The 14,502-nt window shown below is 39.6% G+C and carries 18 protein-coding genes and 4 pseudogenes; 5 read left to right on the top strand and 17 right to left on the bottom strand.

What is annotated here, in order from left to right; genetic code table 11:
- Together HT687_RS06165 and HT687_RS06160 are read right to left on the bottom strand one after the other, a co-directional pair.
- Nucleotides 1–109, bottom strand: a pseudogene (locus tag HT687_RS06165) (IS5/IS1182 family transposase); the annotation flags it as partial.
- Between the two features lie 44 nt (nt 110–153).
- A complete protein-coding gene (locus HT687_RS06160) occupies nt 154–1,473 on the bottom strand; it encodes a CapA family protein (RefSeq protein ID WP_000830204.1) in 1,320 nt (439 codons plus the stop codon).
- Nucleotides 1,474–1,798: 325 nt separating this feature from the next.
- On the opposite strand from HT687_RS06160, the gene def reads away from it, so the two are divergent.
- Entirely contained in the window at nt 1,799–2,410 is a 612-nt protein-coding gene (gene def / locus HT687_RS06155) for a peptide deformylase (protein WP_001272952.1), read from the top strand.
- A gap of 44 nt (nt 2,411–2,454) precedes the next feature.
- Entirely contained in the window at nt 2,455–3,183 is a 729-nt protein-coding gene (gene rlmB, locus HT687_RS06150; RefSeq protein WP_000855765.1) for a 23S rRNA (guanosine(2251)-2'-O)-methyltransferase RlmB, read from the top strand.
- 38 nt (nt 3,184–3,221) lie between these two features.
- Here the strand turns inward: rlmB and trxB are convergent, their stop codons facing one another.
- From trxB to HT687_RS06115, 7 genes are all read right to left on the bottom strand, one after another.
- Complete coding sequence (trxB, locus tag HT687_RS06145) at nt 3,222–4,133, bottom strand: thioredoxin-disulfide reductase (RefSeq protein ID WP_000272299.1); 912 nt, start codon at nt 4,131–4,133, stop codon at nt 3,222–3,224.
- A gap of 65 nt (nt 4,134–4,198) precedes the next feature.
- Nucleotides 4,199–4,423: a DUF4059 family protein gene (locus HT687_RS06140; protein WP_000926599.1), complete on the bottom strand. Its 225-nt coding sequence runs from the start codon at nt 4,421–4,423 to the stop codon at nt 4,199–4,201.
- A gap of 77 nt (nt 4,424–4,500) precedes the next feature.
- On the bottom strand, nt 4,501–5,244 hold the full coding sequence (locus HT687_RS06135) for an amino acid ABC transporter ATP-binding protein (RefSeq protein ID WP_000590965.1): 744 nt from the start codon (nt 5,242–5,244) through the stop codon (nt 4,501–4,503).
- Nucleotides 5,244–6,044: an amino acid ABC transporter permease gene (locus tag HT687_RS06130; protein WP_001103446.1), complete on the bottom strand. Its 801-nt coding sequence runs from the start codon at nt 6,042–6,044 to the stop codon at nt 5,244–5,246. The genes HT687_RS06135 and HT687_RS06130 overlap by 1 nt, the downstream gene beginning before the upstream one ends.
- Before the next feature lie 157 nt (nt 6,045–6,201).
- Nucleotides 6,202–6,558 (bottom strand): arsenate reductase family protein, encoded by a 357-nt coding sequence (locus HT687_RS06125; protein WP_023934080.1) that lies wholly within the window; start codon nt 6,556–6,558, stop codon nt 6,202–6,204.
- Between the two features lie 5 nt (nt 6,559–6,563).
- A complete protein-coding gene (locus HT687_RS06120) occupies nt 6,564–7,082 on the bottom strand; it encodes a methylated-DNA--[protein]-cysteine S-methyltransferase (RefSeq protein ID WP_023934081.1) in 519 nt (172 codons plus the stop codon).
- Nucleotides 7,082–7,576: a GNAT family N-acetyltransferase gene (locus HT687_RS06115; protein ID WP_000405855.1), complete on the bottom strand. Its 495-nt coding sequence runs from the start codon at nt 7,574–7,576 to the stop codon at nt 7,082–7,084. Before HT687_RS06115 ends, HT687_RS06120 begins: the two co-directional genes overlap by 1 nt.
- Nucleotides 7,577–7,710: 134 nt before the next feature.
- Here HT687_RS06115 and HT687_RS06110 point away from each other — a divergent pair, with 134 nt between their 5' ends.
- Nucleotides 7,711–8,157 (top strand): DUF1836 domain-containing protein, encoded by a 447-nt coding sequence (locus HT687_RS06110; protein WP_000858721.1) that lies wholly within the window; start codon nt 7,711–7,713, stop codon nt 8,155–8,157.
- Nucleotides 8,154–8,801, top strand: a complete 648-nt coding sequence (locus HT687_RS06105) for a hemolysin III family protein (RefSeq protein WP_001097999.1) — start codon at nt 8,154–8,156, stop codon at nt 8,799–8,801. Before HT687_RS06110 ends, HT687_RS06105 begins: the two co-directional genes overlap by 4 nt.
- 239 nt (nt 8,802–9,040) lie before the next feature.
- On the opposite strand, the gene pdxT is transcribed toward HT687_RS06105, so the two are convergent.
- From pdxT to HT687_RS06070, 8 genes and pseudogenes are all read right to left on the bottom strand, one after another.
- Nucleotides 9,041–9,622 carry a pyridoxal 5'-phosphate synthase glutaminase subunit PdxT gene (gene pdxT / locus HT687_RS06100; protein ID WP_023937432.1) on the bottom strand — a complete coding sequence of 194 codons (582 nt, stop codon included), beginning with the start codon at nt 9,620–9,622 and terminating at the stop codon, nt 9,041–9,043.
- Complete coding sequence (gene pdxS, locus HT687_RS06095) at nt 9,623–10,498, bottom strand: pyridoxal 5'-phosphate synthase lyase subunit PdxS (RefSeq protein ID WP_000138526.1); 876 nt, start codon at nt 10,496–10,498, stop codon at nt 9,623–9,625. It abuts the gene before it with no gap.
- Between the two features lie 208 nt (nt 10,499–10,706).
- Nucleotides 10,707–11,391, bottom strand: a pseudogene (locus HT687_RS11900) (transposase); the annotation flags it as partial.
- Nucleotides 11,392–11,586: 195 nt separating this feature from the next.
- Nucleotides 11,587–11,758, bottom strand: a pseudogene (locus HT687_RS11895) (IS630 family transposase); the annotation flags it as partial.
- Between the two features lie 255 nt (nt 11,759–12,013).
- Nucleotides 12,014–12,403: a PqqD family peptide modification chaperone gene (locus HT687_RS06085; RefSeq protein ID WP_230558127.1), complete on the bottom strand. Its 390-nt coding sequence runs from the start codon at nt 12,401–12,403 to the stop codon at nt 12,014–12,016.
- Nucleotides 12,404–12,864: 461 nt separating this feature from the next.
- On the bottom strand, nt 12,865–13,323 hold the full coding sequence (locus HT687_RS11890; protein ID WP_212750464.1) for a hypothetical protein: 459 nt from the start codon (nt 13,321–13,323) through the stop codon (nt 12,865–12,867).
- A 19-nt stretch (nt 13,324–13,342) separates the two neighbouring features.
- Complete coding sequence (gene pduL / locus HT687_RS06075; protein ID WP_000405172.1) at nt 13,343–13,921, bottom strand: phosphate propanoyltransferase; 579 nt, start codon at nt 13,919–13,921, stop codon at nt 13,343–13,345.
- A 23-nt stretch (nt 13,922–13,944) separates the two neighbouring features.
- Nucleotides 13,945–14,193 (bottom strand): hypothetical protein, encoded by a 249-nt coding sequence (locus tag HT687_RS06070; protein ID WP_000777026.1) that lies wholly within the window; start codon nt 14,191–14,193, stop codon nt 13,945–13,947.
- Between the two features lie 63 nt (nt 14,194–14,256).
- On the opposite strand from HT687_RS06070, the pseudogene HT687_RS11885 reads away from it, so the two are divergent.
- Nucleotides 14,257–14,502: pseudogene (locus tag HT687_RS11885) on the top strand (IS630 transposase-related protein); the annotation flags it as partial.

Here is a 14,502-nt window from a genome sequence, read left to right as displayed (position 1 = left end):
GATAATCTCTTTTTAATACAGCTAACATCTCTTCAAAAGTCGTGCACTGAACACCAACCAGGAGCTTAAATCGTGCATCAGTTAGTTGTTCACTTGCTTCATAATCCATAGAACTATTATACCATATATTGTTTCGCAGGAAGTCTATTCAAGCTAATCCCACTTCAATCCCACATGTTCGTTCATTTCTTTATAGGCTGTATCAATTCGTTCCTTAGTCGCTTCATCTAACTGGTCACGATGACTGCCACCCTCTATAAAATCTTCCAAGATATAGGTTTGATAATGATATAAAGGATAGCCTTCTGGTGAAAAGGTTCCCTTTGGTGTTCGATTGACCCAAGTAGGATGAGCTTTAGCTGTTCCGATAGTTGTTTTTCCATCCTTCTTCTTAATGGTTACATCCATGAGAACGCCACGTTCAGTCCACTTAGCATTTTCTTCATCTCCCATAGATTCAATCCGTTGATTGGAAATGAAGTTCCCCATTGAATAGATAATGAGTTTCTTGTCTCCATCTTTTTCAACCGTTTCAGATGGTTCCACAACGTGAGGATGCCCTCCAAAAATAATATCCGCCCCCCAATCAATCATCTTGTGATAAAGAGCTTTTTGTTCCTCAGTTGGTTCCAATCGATACTCCACACCCATCTGAGGCATGATAATGGTGATATCTGCTTCCTTCTCTGCCCGTTCAATTTCAGCCTTCATCTTATCTTCGTTTAAATCTGAAAGATAACGATTATAGTCTTCCTGAGAAATATACCGTTCAATTCCATTGAATCCATAGGAATAGGCCAAAAGAGCAACCTTGATTCCATTCACTTCCTTAATGACCAACGGAGCCTGATCACGTGGTTCATGCGTATAAACTCCGATTGGAGTGATTCCAGCTTTTTCAATAATATCGGCCGTTGAAATAACTCCCTCAATTTGCGAATCCAAAATATGATTATGAGCTAAATCTAGCACATGATAACCTGCATCCTTAATGGCATCCATAACTTCAGCAGGAGCATTAAAGAGAGGATAACCCGCTAAATAATGATCCTTATTGATGGTTCCTTCAAAATCACCAATAGCTAAATCTGCTTGCTTGAGCCAAGGTGTCACATACTCAAAATTCTCATGAAAGTCATAGGTACCGTCTTCTTTTTTAGCTGAAAAGAAAAGTCCATCGTGGTAGAGCAAATCCCCATTAGCCATAATTCTGGCAGTTTTTTCCTCTTCCTGCTCCTGAGACTTTTGCTTAGTCCCCTCTTGAGAAATAGTATCTCGTTTTTGACTGGTTAAAGGGATTCCTTGGAAACTTTCAACCAACAAGACCAAGCCCATTGATAAAGCAACTGCTAGCAAGAGTACCGCCACAAATCCTTTATTGCTCCACCTGCGATAACTCCTAAAAAAGTTTACCAAGCCCTTCATAAAACGAAAAGCTAAACCACCCTGATTTCGATTTTGTCTTCTTTTCATCTTCATTCTCCCTACTTTCTTATGCAAGCCTTTTCTTTTTATTATATCATAGATAAGTAATTCTTTCACAATTGATACTCTTCGAAAATCTCTTCAAACCACGTCAGCGTCGCCTTACCGTATATATGTTACCGACTTCGTCAGTTCTATCTACAACCTCAAAGCAGTGCTTTGAGCAACCTACGGCTAGCTTCTTAGTTTGCTCTTTGATTTTCATTGAGTATGAATTGAACTTCCTATCTATTTTCTATAAATCCTAAAGGCTATAATACTTTCAATCCTTGACATTTTGTGATATCATGTAGAGGTAATGAAAGGAGAGAAAATGTCTGCAATAGAACGTATTACAAAAGCTGCTCACTTAATTGATATGAACGATATTATCCGCGAGGGGAACCCAACTCTACGCGCAGTTGCTGAGGAAGTTACTTTCCCCTTATCTGATCAGGAAATCATCCTTGGCGAAAAGATGATGCAATTCCTTAAACATTCCCAAGATCCTGTCATGGCTGAAAAATTGGGACTCCGCGGTGGGGTTGGACTGGCTGCTCCTCAATTGGATATCTCAAAACGCATTATCGCTGTTTTGGTACCTAATATTGTTGAAGAAGGCGAAACTCCGCAGGAAGCCTACGACTTGCAAGCCATTATGTACAATCCAAAAATCGTCTCTCACTCTGTTCAAGACGCTGCTCTTGGTGAAGGAGAAGGTTGCCTGTCTGTAGACCGCAACGTGCCTGGCTATGTTGTTCGCCATGCCCGCGTTACTGTTGACTACTTTGACAAAGATGGAGAAAAACACCGTATCAAACTCAAAGGCTACAACTCCATTGTTGTTCAGCATGAAATTGACCACATTAACGGTATCATGTTTTACGATCGTATCAATGAAAAAGACCCATTTGCAGTTAAAGATGGTTTACTGATTCTAGAATAAAGAAAATCCCGTTGCAAGACGGGGTTTTGTGTTATAATAGAGGCATGAAAACAAATGATATTGTCTATGGCGTCCACGCCGTTACCGAAGCCCTCCTTGCAAATACTGGAAACAAACTCTACCTCCAAGAAAATCTCCGAGGTAAGAATCTTGAGAAAGTCAAGGAACTGGCTACAGAAAAGAAGGTGTCCATTTCTTGGACCTCAAAAAAATCCCTCTCTGAGATGACTGAAGGTGCTGTCCACCAAGGTTTTGTTTTACGAGTGTCCGAATTTGCCTATAGCGAGCTAGATCACATCCTTTCCAAAACACGCCAAGAAGAAAATCCTTTGCTATTGATTCTGGATGGTTTGACTGACCCTCACAACCTAGGATCCATCCTGAGAACAGCCGATGCGACCAATGTTTCAGGTGTCATCATTCCCAAGCACCGTGCTGTAGGTGTTACCCCCGTCGTTGCCAAAACGGCCACAGGTGCTATCGAGCACGTTCCCATCGCCCGAGTGACCAATCTGAGCCAAACTCTGGACAAAGTCAAGGATGAAGGCTTCTGGACCTTTGGAACGGATATGAACGGTACTCCTTGCCATAAGTGGAATACAAAAGGGAAAATCGCCCTCATCATCGGAAATGAAGGAAAAGGCATCTCTAGCAACATTAAAAAACAGGTCGATGAAATGATTACCATTCCCATGAATGGCCATGTTCAAAGCCTTAATGCCAGTGTTGCTGCGGCCATTCTCATGTACGAAGTTTTCCGAAACAGACTATAAAAAAGTTTCCAGTCATCTGATTGGAAACTTTTTTATGATTAACTATGTTCTGTGATAAATTTATAGGCTTCTTGACCAGCGATAGCTCCATCTCCAACCGCTGTTGTTACTTGGCGAAGGTCTTTCTGGCGAACATCTCCAACTGCAAAGATACCGTCAACTGCAGTTTTCATGTGGTTATCTGTCACAATCCAGCCTGCCTGATCTTGGATATTCAATTCTTTAACAAAATCGCTAAGAGGGTCCAATCCAACATAGATAAAGACGCCACCGAAGGCTTGTTCTGTCACTTGACCTGTTTTCACATTTTCAAATACGACAGATTCTACTCGGTTTTCACCCTTGATTTCCTTCACTACAGAATCCCAGATAAAGCTGATTTTCTCATTCGCAAAGGCGCGGTCTTGTAAAACCTTTTGAGCACGAAGTTGGTCACGACGGTGAACAATGGTAACAGTCTTAGCAAAACGAGTCAAGAAGAGGGCTTCTTCAACAGCTGAATCTCCACCACCAACTACCAACAAATCTTGGTCACGGAAGAAAGCACCATCACACACAGCACAGTAAGAAACACCACGACTGTTCAGTTCTTCTTCTCCAGGTACTCCCAAAGGACGGTGTTTAGAACCAGTTGCTACGATAACGGTACGAGTTTCATATGTTTGGTCGTCAGTCATCACTTTCTTAAAATCACCATGGTCTTCGACATTTTCAACATATCCATAAATGTGCTCAACACCGAGATTTTCAAGCGGTTCAAACATCTTTTCTGCCAATTCAGGTCCACTAATATTAGCATATCCTGGGTAATTTTCGATATCAGATGTATTATTCATCTGACCACCTGGCAGACCACCTTCAATCAAAGCTACTTTCAAATTGCTTCGAGCAGCATACAAGGCTGCAGTCATCCCTGCAGGTCCAGCACCGATAATAATAGTATCGTACATATAGTTTCCTTCTTTCTTGTTGTAACTATCTTTATTCTAACTCTTTCTTGTCAATCACGCAAGGATTATGCCTTGAAAACAAGAATTAAACTCATAACCGCAAAGGATAATACTGGAACAACCAAGACCCCAATCATAATCATATCATAGAGATGGGCTTGGCGAGCCTTGGCTGTCTTATCAACTCCCGACATGGCTCTCAGTCCAATCCAAATTCCTAAAAAAATCAGGACGAGGATGGTGGTTAAGATCAAACTCTCGAAATATAAAGAAAATAGTTGCAGTAGCATGATTTCTCTCATTTCTATCTTTTTTAAAGAGTAAACTCAGCTAGTCCAGCTAACTGAGTTTTTCTTTATCTATTATATCAAATATAAGTCCGTTTGTAACTAGCGAAGAATTCTTTTGTCCGCTCTTCTTTAGGATGGTGGATAATCTCATCTGGTGTTCCAGACTCGATGATTTTCCCCTTATCTAAGAAGAGAATCTTATCAGCCACTTGGGCTACAAAGGACATGTCATGACTGACCAAAATCATGGTCTGACCTGACTTAGCAGCATCTGCAATAGACTTCTCTACTTCACCGACCAATTCTGGGTCAAGGGCTGAAGTTGGTTCATCTAAGAGCAAGACATCTGGTTTCATAGCAAGCGCACGCGCCAAGGCAACCCGTTGCTTTTGTCCACCTGATAAATGGCGAGGGTAATGGTTTTCACGATCAGAAAGCCCAACCTTAGCCAACTCTTCCTTGGCAATCTTAGTCGCTTCTTGGTCAGATAATTTCTTGACAACAACCAAGCCTTCTTTCACATTATCAAGTGCTGTACGGCGCTCAAACAAATTAAACTGCTGAAATACCATAGATAACTTGCGACGTAGGGCAAGGATTTCTTCTTGAGTGATTTTAGAAAAATCAACCGAGAAATCATCAATCTGAATCGAGCCACTATCAGGTGTTTCAAGATAATTGAGACTGCGAAGAAAGGTTGATTTTCCAGCTCCTGAAGAACCAATCAAGGCTACAACTTCCCCTTTTTGAATATCCAAGTCCAGATGATCCAAGACAGTCTGTCCTGAAAAGGATTTGCTTAAATTCGAAATCTTAATCATTAACGAAGGTCTCCTTTCACATCTGTTTGCACTGTATCTGGTGCAGAAATAGCCATTTTTCTCTCGATGAAACGACCAAGGCTCTCAATTCCGATATTGACTACCCAATAAACAAGAGCAACGGAGATGAAGCGCTCAAAATAACGATAATCGGCACCACCCAAAATCTGAGCTTGGGCAAAGACTTCCACAACACCCGCACTAAAGGCTAGGGAAGTTCCCTTGGTCAAGCCGATGAGGGAGTTAATCAAGGTTGGAGTTGCCACAACTGCTGCATTTGGAATAATCACTCGTCGATAAACTTGCGCTCGGGTCATACCCAGACTGCGTGCCGCCTCAATCTCACCAGGGTTAACTGAGAGAATGGCTGCACGAATGGTTTCACTAGCATAAGCTGCCTCATTAAAGGCAAAGGCGACAATCGCAAAAGCAGCGGCTGGAATCGCATTGATATTGAGACCAGTTCCCCATTGCTGATTGAGAGCTTTCAAAGCCAAAGGAATTCCGTAGTAGGTCAACATGAGCTGCACTAAAATCGGTGTCCCTTTTAAGAAACTAACAAAGAAGGCCTGCAAGGGATATAAAATCTTGACACGATTGATCTTCACAATGGCAAAAAGAAGCGCCAAAACCAAGCCAAAAAAGGCACCACCAATTGTCAACATAATCGTTGTTGGAAGTTGTTGAACAATTCTCGGAATTCCATCAAAGACCGAACGCAAGCTAAAAAGCTTGCCATCCGGAATCAATTGCATCAAGTTTTGATACCAATCTGATGCTAAAATCGTTGTAACATTCATAAAAACATCCTCTCCTGATAATGATTCATTCTACCATACTTCTGCCGTCAATGAAATTATTTGCTACGGTCAGATACAGTCTTTGTCTACCTACTAGTTTATCATACTTTAAAACAGGGAGGTTATATATTTTATCTATCAGAGAGATAAGTAAAAACTATTTCAATCCCAATTCTTCATAAGGTTTTCGATAACCGATTTGTTTAACAGTTCCATTTTCTACTAAAATTGGCCGTTTTAACAACATGCCGTCGCTTGCTAGCAACTCAGCTGCTTCTTGGTTTGACAGACTTCCTACCTTATCTTTTAACCCTAATTCACGGTATTTGATTCCACTGGTGTTAAAAAATTGCTTCAATTCAAACCCTGAGGTTTCCAGCCAGTTTAAAATAACTTCTTGGCTAGGTGTTTCTTCGGCGATATGGACGGCTTTGTAGTCCACACCGAGTTGGTTTAATTCTTGTTTTGCTTTTTTACAAGTTGAACATTTTGGGTATTCGATAAATTCTAACATGTCTTTCACTTTCTATTATTTATATCTTTAAAATCTGCGCCTTCATACTCCAAGAGCCAGGCTTTCTTTTCCACTCCTGCGGCATAACCAGTCAGACGCTTGCCTGCTCCCAGCACACGGTGACAAGGTACTAGAATAGACCAAGGATTGCGTCCTACCGCTCCACCAATTGCTTGAGCAGAAGGCACTTGCAGGTCTTGGGCTATTTGCCCATATGTCACTGTCTGACCATAAGGAATTCCCTGTAAATAGTCCCAAACTCGCTTTTCAAAATCCGTTCCAATTGGAGCCAAGGGCAAGTCGGATAAATCCTTAGGCTTGCCTTTAAAGTAAGCATCTAAGCAAGTAATAACTGGGTCTAAAATGGGATGACTAACAACTGCTTCTATCGTCTCATCTCCTAGTCCCCTCTCAAAATGCTTCTGCTCCTGAACCCAAATTCCATACAAATAATGGTCATCAGCTACGAGAGAAAGGGAGCCAATCGGCGAAGAATAGAGCATTTTTACATACTTCTTTTGCATTATTTCTTTAATTTTTGATAGGCCAAGCGTTCGCCATCAACTGGAACCTTACCAACCTGTTTAAAACCGAGTTTTTCAAAAATATGCTGCATAGCTTTGTTTTCAGCATGCGTATCTGAGCGAAAATCTAGATAATCAAAACCTTCAATCAAGCCCTCTAAAAAGGTTTGAGCAACTCCCTGTCCCTGCACATCTGCTGCCACAGCAATACGGTGAAAGACTAGGTACTCTGACTCCCCAACTTGCCAGTTGCCTTCATAAATGGCTTCATAGGCTGCCTCTGGACTCTTGGTCACAGCAGCATAGGCTAGTAGTTCTCCCTCTTCCAAGGCTACATAGGCTTGACCTGAGATAATATCTTCAATAATAATATCAGCATTTGGATAACCATTTTGCCACTGGTCACTACCAGCATCCGCTAAACATTTTTTAGCATCCTCCATCACTTGCATGATGTCATCTACTTCATTTGGAAAAGCTAAACGAATCTCCATCTTTTCTCCTCATTTCTGACTAGTTTCTCCCATCCTAGCATAATTTAAGTCTTTCTACAAGCAGTTAAAACTTGACTTTCTGTTTTTGTTATTTTATAATCTAGTTATTAAAACTAGATAAAAAGGAGTTGAAAATGAAAACTACCTTTTCCTACCCAAAATGGGCAGAAATTCCAAATATTGACCTCTATCTGGACCAGGTTTTACTCTATGTCAATCAGGTCTGTGCCCCTATCTCTCCTGATAAAGACAAAGGCTTGACAGCATCTATGGTTAACAATTATGTCAAACATGGTTACCTGACAAAACCTGACAAGAAAAAATACCAACGTCAACAGATTGCCCGTCTGATTGCTATCACAACCCTCAAGTCTGTATTTTCGATTCAAGAAATCGCTCAGACACTGAATACTCTACAAAGTCAAGCAAGTTCAGAGCAACTCTACGATGCTTTTGTGAACTACATGAACCAAGGAATTGACCCAGCTAACCCTATCATCCAAACCAGCTGCCAAACCGTTAAACTCTATCATCAAACCCTAGCCTTAATCCATCATACTCAAGAGGAGGTAATCCAATGAACACTAGTCTTAAACTCAGCAAACAACTCAGTTTCGGAGAAGAGATTGCTAATAGTGTGACCCATGCTGTGGGTGCAGTCATCATGCTCATCTTACTCCCTATTTCATCCACCTATAGTTACGAAGCACATGGCTTTTTATCCTCTATCGGCGTTTCCATTTTCGTTATCAGTCTCTTTCTCATGTTCCTCTCATCCACCATTTACCACTCTATGGCCTATGGTTCGACCCACAAATACGTCTTGAGAATTATTGACCATTCTATGATTTATGTGGCTATCGCAGGCTCTTATACGCCAGTCGTCTTAACCTTGATGAATAACTGGTTTGGCTATCTGATTATTGCTATCCAATGGGGAACGACCATCTTTGGTATTCTCTATAAAATCCTTGCTAAAAAAGTCAATGAAAAATTTAGCCTTGCTCTTTACCTGATTATGGGCTGGTTGGTTCTGGCTATCATTCCTGCCATTATCAGTCAAACGACACCAATTTTCTGGAGTCTCATGGTAACTGGCGGACTCTCTTATACAGTTGGGGCTGGATTTTACGCCAAGAAAAAACCTTATTTCCACATGATTTGGCATCTCTTTATCCTAGCTGCGTCCGCACTCCAATACATCGCCATTGTTTATTACATGTAAAACTCTAAGCAGGCAGAGCCTGCTTAGAGTTTTATAATCGAATTTCCTAAAGAGGAAGCAATATGAAAGCCGTCATTGCTTGTGCTCATAAGATCTTCAGAATCATTTACAAACTACTCTCCACCAAGCATACTTATCAAAAAGAAAAGGCGCTAGGACTGAGGAAACATTTCTAACGCAAAAACTAAAAAAATTTCAATTATAGTATAGCACAGGAAGTGATTTTTTGCGCTTTTTTACTATCTTTTTTCTTCACATATATTTATAAAGTACTGGTGCAAGCTTACATCATCAGTCAATTCAGGATGAAAAGAAGTTACCAACATATTTTTTTCTTGGGCTGCAACGATTTGATTATTCACTGTTGCTAGAATTTCTACATCTTCTCCAACACTGCTGATAATTGGACCACGGATAAAGGTCATTGGAATCTGACCAACTCCCTTACATTCTGCTTCCGTATAGAAACTTCCTAATTGGCGCCCATAGGCATTGCGCTCGACCACCATATCCATAGTTCCTAGATGACTCTCTTTCTGAGAAGTAATTTCCTTAGCCAGCAAAATCAAGCCTGCACAGGTTCCAAATACTGGTAAACCAGATAGAATGGCTTCTCGAATGGGAATCAGCATGTCCTGGTCTCGTAAGAGCTTGCCCATGGTTGTAGACTCACCACCAGGCAAAATCAAACCCGACAAGTCACTCTGAGATTTCTGAAAATCCTCTAAATTTCTGATTTCAACACTCTCGACACCTAATTGATCTAGCACTTTTGCATGCTCTGCAAAGGCACCTTGCAAGGCCAATATTCCGATTTTCATCTATTTTCCTCGCTCAGCCATGAGAATTTGGATCTCATTTTCATTGATACCAACCATAGCTTCTCCTAGATCTTCAGAGATTTGAGCTAGGATTTGAGGATTACGGAAGTTAGTCACAGCCTTAACAATGGCACTCGCTCGTTTAACAGGATCGCCTGACTTAAAAATACCTGAACCGACAAATACACCCTCTGCCCCTAATTGCATCATAAGTGCAGCATCTGCTGGCGTTGCAACGCCTCCAGCTGCGAAGTTTACAACTGGCAATTTCCCATGTTCATGGACGTATTGAACCAATTCTACAGGGACTTGCAATTCCTTGGCAGCAACATAAAGTTCGTCCTCGCGTAGGTTTTGAATACGGCGAATTTCCTGATTCATCATACGCATATGGCGAACAGCTTGGACAATATCTCCTGTACCCGGTTCTCCTTTAGTACGAATCATGGAAGCACCTTCAGCGATACGACGCAAGGCTTCCCCCAAGTCCTTAGCTCCACAGACAAAAGGTACTTGAAATTCTTTCTTGTCCACATGGAAACGATCGTCAGCTGGAGATAAAACTTCACTCTCATCGATATAGTCAATCTCAATAGCCTCTAAAATCTGAGCTTCAACAAAATGCCCGATTCTAACCTTAGCCATCACTGGAATGCTAACCGCTTCTTGGATTTCCTTAATCATCTTTGGATCACTCATACGGGAAACACCACCAGCTGCACGAATATCAGCTGGAATCCGCTCCAAAGCCATAACAGCAGCCGCACCAGCAGCCTCTGCAATACGAGCCTGTTCAGGATTTTGAACGTCCATGATAACCCCACCTTTGAGCATCTGTGCCAAATTTTTATTTAATTCATAACGATTTTCAGTCATTTGTTTTATCCTCATCATTTATATTGGTAGCTACCATTTCATTTTAAAATAGAACAGAGTGAATCACAAGATAAAAAAAGAAGAATTGTGTGGGTACAGATTGAATCGAGTAGGGGCTAAGACTAGTCCCTCTCACACCACCGTAGGTGCCGTTCGGCATAGGGCAGTTCAACTAATACTCATATCTATTTTCAAAAAGCATTCTGGTTCATTCTCTTTTAACGATGGACTTTACAACACTCCTCTCTAATCCTTGTATGATCTCTTGAAATGTATCAATGCCAGCTTCCAAGGTTTGAAATGCTTTATTCTGGAAGCCACCTTCACCAAGCTCTTTCTGCATCTGTTCAATAGGATTCATCTCTGGCCTGTATGGGGGAATAAAGGGAAAGCCAATATGATTTGGAATAGTTAAGCTACTTGATGGATGCCCTAGGGCATGATCCATGACTAGTAAAATAAAATCAGTTGGATAGGCCTGTGACAGTTCTTGTAAACAAGCTTTCCTCCATTCAGTATGGCATCCTCCGGCAAGCAGGAAAAAGGATGCTCCTCTATAAGCATCAACAGCTCTCTAACAGTAAGAGAATTCATGCACGGAATGACTATGGACAGGAGGACCTATTCCTTTAGGTGGCTAACAAGATCCTAGTTTACTGCCTATCCGAAACCAGTCTCATCTTTGATGCATGAACCCAAGCTTACGAAAGCATCTACTATCTTTAAAGCGTTTTCTTACCTTCTTGAATAGAGATGGGATGTTTAGACGCGGCAATGGTTTGAGCGCCTGCTTTCTTAGGATCTAGGGCAACAGTGCGCCAGCTATGTCGCTTCAACAGTTGACAGAAAGCATCACCTGTGTAGGAACGACTAATCTCCTTTTGATAGGACTGAAGAAATGGAGTATCACTAAACCTCCTGAGAAACAATCTCTAGAACACTTGTCCTACAACGGCCTGTATATCCTAGTCCGGTACGTTATAAGCAATGAATTCATTTTTATTACAATTCAATCTAGATTTTGCAGGAAATCTACTGTAACAACTTCCTCTTCCTCTGAAGTTTTCAAATGACCGGAAAACTATCTATTCCTTGACTGTCATATAAACGTGGTTACAACCACCACGTCTTTCTTGAAGGAGAGAGTCCGAACCTAACTCCTCATCCTTCTTTAAATTTCACCAAACTACAGTCTAGACGCTCTATCATCTCTTGATAGGATTTTCCCATCAAACAAAGCAGAACGATTGGAAGACTTTGTGTTAGAGGCTTAGTAAGGTCTTTAAAGAGAAAGGTGATTTCTTGTTTAGCTAATTTCATGTTACTATCGTACAATGCTTTTTGAAGTATGTCTAGTATTAACCACTCTTTTCATCACCCCACTACAAGTTGATAAAGAGCCACAAAACTTCAAGACTTTTCTAAGTATTTTCGATATAAGCATTAAATATATTTCAGAAAAAGCAACATTAACCTCCCTTATACTCAATGAAAATCAAAGAGCAAACTAGGAAGCTAGCCGCAAGCTGTACTTGAGTACGGTAAGGCGACGCTGACGCGGTTTGAATTTGATTTTCGAAGAGTATTAACTGAAACAAACTCAAGTTCACTAAATTGGTTAATAATTCTTTTCAAGTCTTTATCTGCTTTTTTCTCTGACACATCATATTCAGATGTTAATTTTCTCAATAAGTGGTCATATGAAATTGAAGTATCAATTTTAGACCATATAAAAAGATTTCTCTCTCCATCACTTATAACATTGATTTTACTTCGAGTATCCTTTAAATTATCATTAATATCAATTCCATTAATTGTAATTTCTCCTGAATCTTGTTTTAGAAGCGTTGTCATCATTTTTATTAAGGTTGTTTTGCCTGCCCCATTTTCTCCTAAAACTCCAATTATTTTTCCTCTTGGAATTTTTAATGAAACATTATTAATAGCTTACTTTTTCTTTTTAGTAAATTAATCTTCGTTTTTGTAAGATAACTTTTAGATACATTTTTTACTTCTAACATCGGAATTCTCCTAAATTGTTAAATATTCGATCACTTTCTTCTCCATCTTTTTATAACTGAGCAAGCCAATCACAATAAAAACTAATGAGAGAAGTAAAACTTTAAAAATCAATAGACATAGTTGAAGCGATTCCAAATCTCCAGAAGATATTAGTCTAACTATCTCTAAGCCATAAGTAATTGGTAATAAATCACCAACACATTTTAGAAAATCAAGAAGCACTGTCCTAGGAAATGTAACACCAGATACTAAAAATATCAAAATAAATAACGTATTCTGACTTATAAATGTATCTCTTAACCAGAGCATTATGTTAGCAACAAAAACACTCATAGAAAATGATATTAAAACAATAACAACATAACTCTCAACAGCCAATAGGATATTGGAGTTGCCATGAACTTTGCACCGAGCAAAATAGAAATAATAAAAAGTGAACAAAACTCCATAAAAGTTCTTCCAAGCTGTTCAATGAACACGCCTATATAATAGCTGAAAATACTATATGGAGTTATAAATAAGCTTTCCAAGGTTCCCTCTCGAACCTCAACCATCAATGAACGCCCTACATTCATCAAAATAGCAACAGCAACATTGTAGTAAAGCATCCCAGCAGCAGCGAAAGTAAAATAATCAATCACTTCTACTTGACTAACTACTAATTTGTTATTAAAAAGATAATGAGCAATTAACCAATACCCTAAAAGCTGAAAAATGGCATCTAACAATCGATTCAGGAATAGAGCTACTGGAAAAAATCTAGTATACATTTGAAAATTTCTAATTATTAATGCCTTAATCAACTTTCGATAATCTCCATTTCTACTCTTTTATAATCGTGCCAATCTCACCTCCTGATAAAAGAAGTGCATTCGCATCATCAGTATCAATATGCATTTCCAATCTATATTTATCACTCACTCTGCAATGAACATCATGCAAAGTAGCACTTTTTTCGCTTTTTACTTCAACAGAAACTATATCTCCATTTTTAAGACCCATTTCCTCAGCTTCTTCTGTGGCAAAGTGAATATGTCTATTAGCAATAATGCACCCTTCATCTAAATTAACTCTTCCATTAGGTCCTATAATGGTAATCGGTGAAGAGTTTTCAATCTCACTCGAAGTACGTACTGGTGGAGTTATCTTTAATAATCTAGAATCTGTTTTAGAAACCTCAACTTGTGTATAAGGACGAATTGGTCCTAATACCCTGACACGATTAATCTCGCCAGATGCCGACTGAATTGTAACCTGTTCTTCAGCAGCAAATTCACCAGGCTGATACAAATCTTTTAACTTGTTTAGTTGGTATCCTTCACCAAATAAAATATCTAAATGTTCCCTCTTTAAATGAACATGTCTAGCAGAAATGTTAATGATTACTTGATTAATTTCCATGATAATTTATCTCCTTTTCCTATTTATAATACCATATTTTTTTCTGATTCATTATACTCAAAATGAATCAAAGCCTCTTTATTCAGATACATACCCTCTTCATTGAGTAAATGATTCAAATCAGAGTTCCATTGTGACGGTTTATCTCCTATACTTTCTAAGTTCTCAACAAAAGTATAGATATAAAAGTTTGTTGCTCTATATTTTTCACCTCCTATATTAAAATCTCTAAATAAGCTTATTGCTAATATTTTATAGTCGCTTAGTTTCAAACAAGCATGTTATAATAAAGCTATGCATGTAGTACAGATTTTAAACAGCGAGCATTAGATTACATCAAAGAGGGGGCACAGCCATGTCGAGGCAGCCAAGGTTTTTGATGTCGGCGTCAGAACTCTCTTCACATGGAAAAAGAACTTACGTGAACAAGGACACTTAGAGAGGAAAAAGCGAGTCGTCAAAAACCGAAAGATTCCTTTAGAGGAATTAAAATCCTTTGTAGAGGCTCATCCAGATGCTTTTTTACGGGAAATTGCGGCACATTTTGATTGTGCTATCCCTTCAGTATGGGCAGCTTTAAA

Source organism: Streptococcus sp. 1449, from assembly GCF_013276805.1.
In the GTDB taxonomy this organism is placed as follows: domain Bacteria; phylum Bacillota; class Bacilli; order Lactobacillales; family Streptococcaceae; genus Streptococcus; species Streptococcus pseudopneumoniae.
Note: the sequence above shows the minus strand (reverse complement) of the source record. Positions and strands in the feature narration are given on the sequence as shown.

Coding starts and splice junctions, on each gene's coding strand:
- HT687_RS06105 (WP_001097999.1), top strand. CDS start 8,154: ATGAACACTAGTCTTAAACTCAGCAAACAACTCAGTTTCGGAGAAGAG.
- HT687_RS06130 (WP_001103446.1), bottom strand. CDS start 6,044: ATGAATGTTACAACGATTTTAGCATCAGATTGGTATCAAAACTTGATG.
- HT687_RS06160 (WP_000830204.1), bottom strand. CDS start 1,473: ATGAAAAGAAGACAAAATCGAAATCAGGGTGGTTTAGCTTTTCGTTTT.
- HT687_RS06125 (WP_023934080.1), bottom strand. CDS start 6,558: ATGTTAGAATTTATCGAATACCCAAAATGTTCAACTTGTAAAAAAGCA.
- pdxS (WP_000138526.1), bottom strand. CDS start 10,498: ATGACTGAAAATCGTTATGAATTAAATAAAAATTTGGCACAGATGCTC.
- HT687_RS06120 (WP_023934081.1), bottom strand. CDS start 7,082: ATGCAAAAGAAGTATGTAAAAATGCTCTATTCTTCGCCGATTGGCTCC.
- rlmB (WP_000855765.1), top strand. CDS start 2,455: ATGAAAACAAATGATATTGTCTATGGCGTCCACGCCGTTACCGAAGCC.
- pduL (WP_000405172.1), bottom strand. CDS start 13,921: ATGGAAATTAATCAAGTAATCATTAACATTTCTGCTAGACATGTTCAT.
- def (WP_001272952.1), top strand. CDS start 1,799: ATGTCTGCAATAGAACGTATTACAAAAGCTGCTCACTTAATTGATATG.
- HT687_RS06140 (WP_000926599.1), bottom strand. CDS start 4,423: ATGCTACTGCAACTATTTTCTTTATATTTCGAGAGTTTGATCTTAACC.
- HT687_RS06135 (WP_000590965.1), bottom strand. CDS start 5,244: ATGATTAAGATTTCGAATTTAAGCAAATCCTTTTCAGGACAGACTGTC.
- HT687_RS06115 (WP_000405855.1), bottom strand. CDS start 7,576: ATGGAGATTCGTTTAGCTTTTCCAAATGAAGTAGATGACATCATGCAA.
- pdxT (WP_023937432.1), bottom strand. CDS start 9,622: ATGAAAATCGGAATATTGGCCTTGCAAGGTGCCTTTGCAGAGCATGCA.
- HT687_RS06110 (WP_000858721.1), top strand. CDS start 7,711: ATGAAAACTACCTTTTCCTACCCAAAATGGGCAGAAATTCCAAATATT.
- trxB (WP_000272299.1), bottom strand. CDS start 4,133: ATGTACGATACTATTATTATCGGTGCTGGACCTGCAGGGATGACTGCA.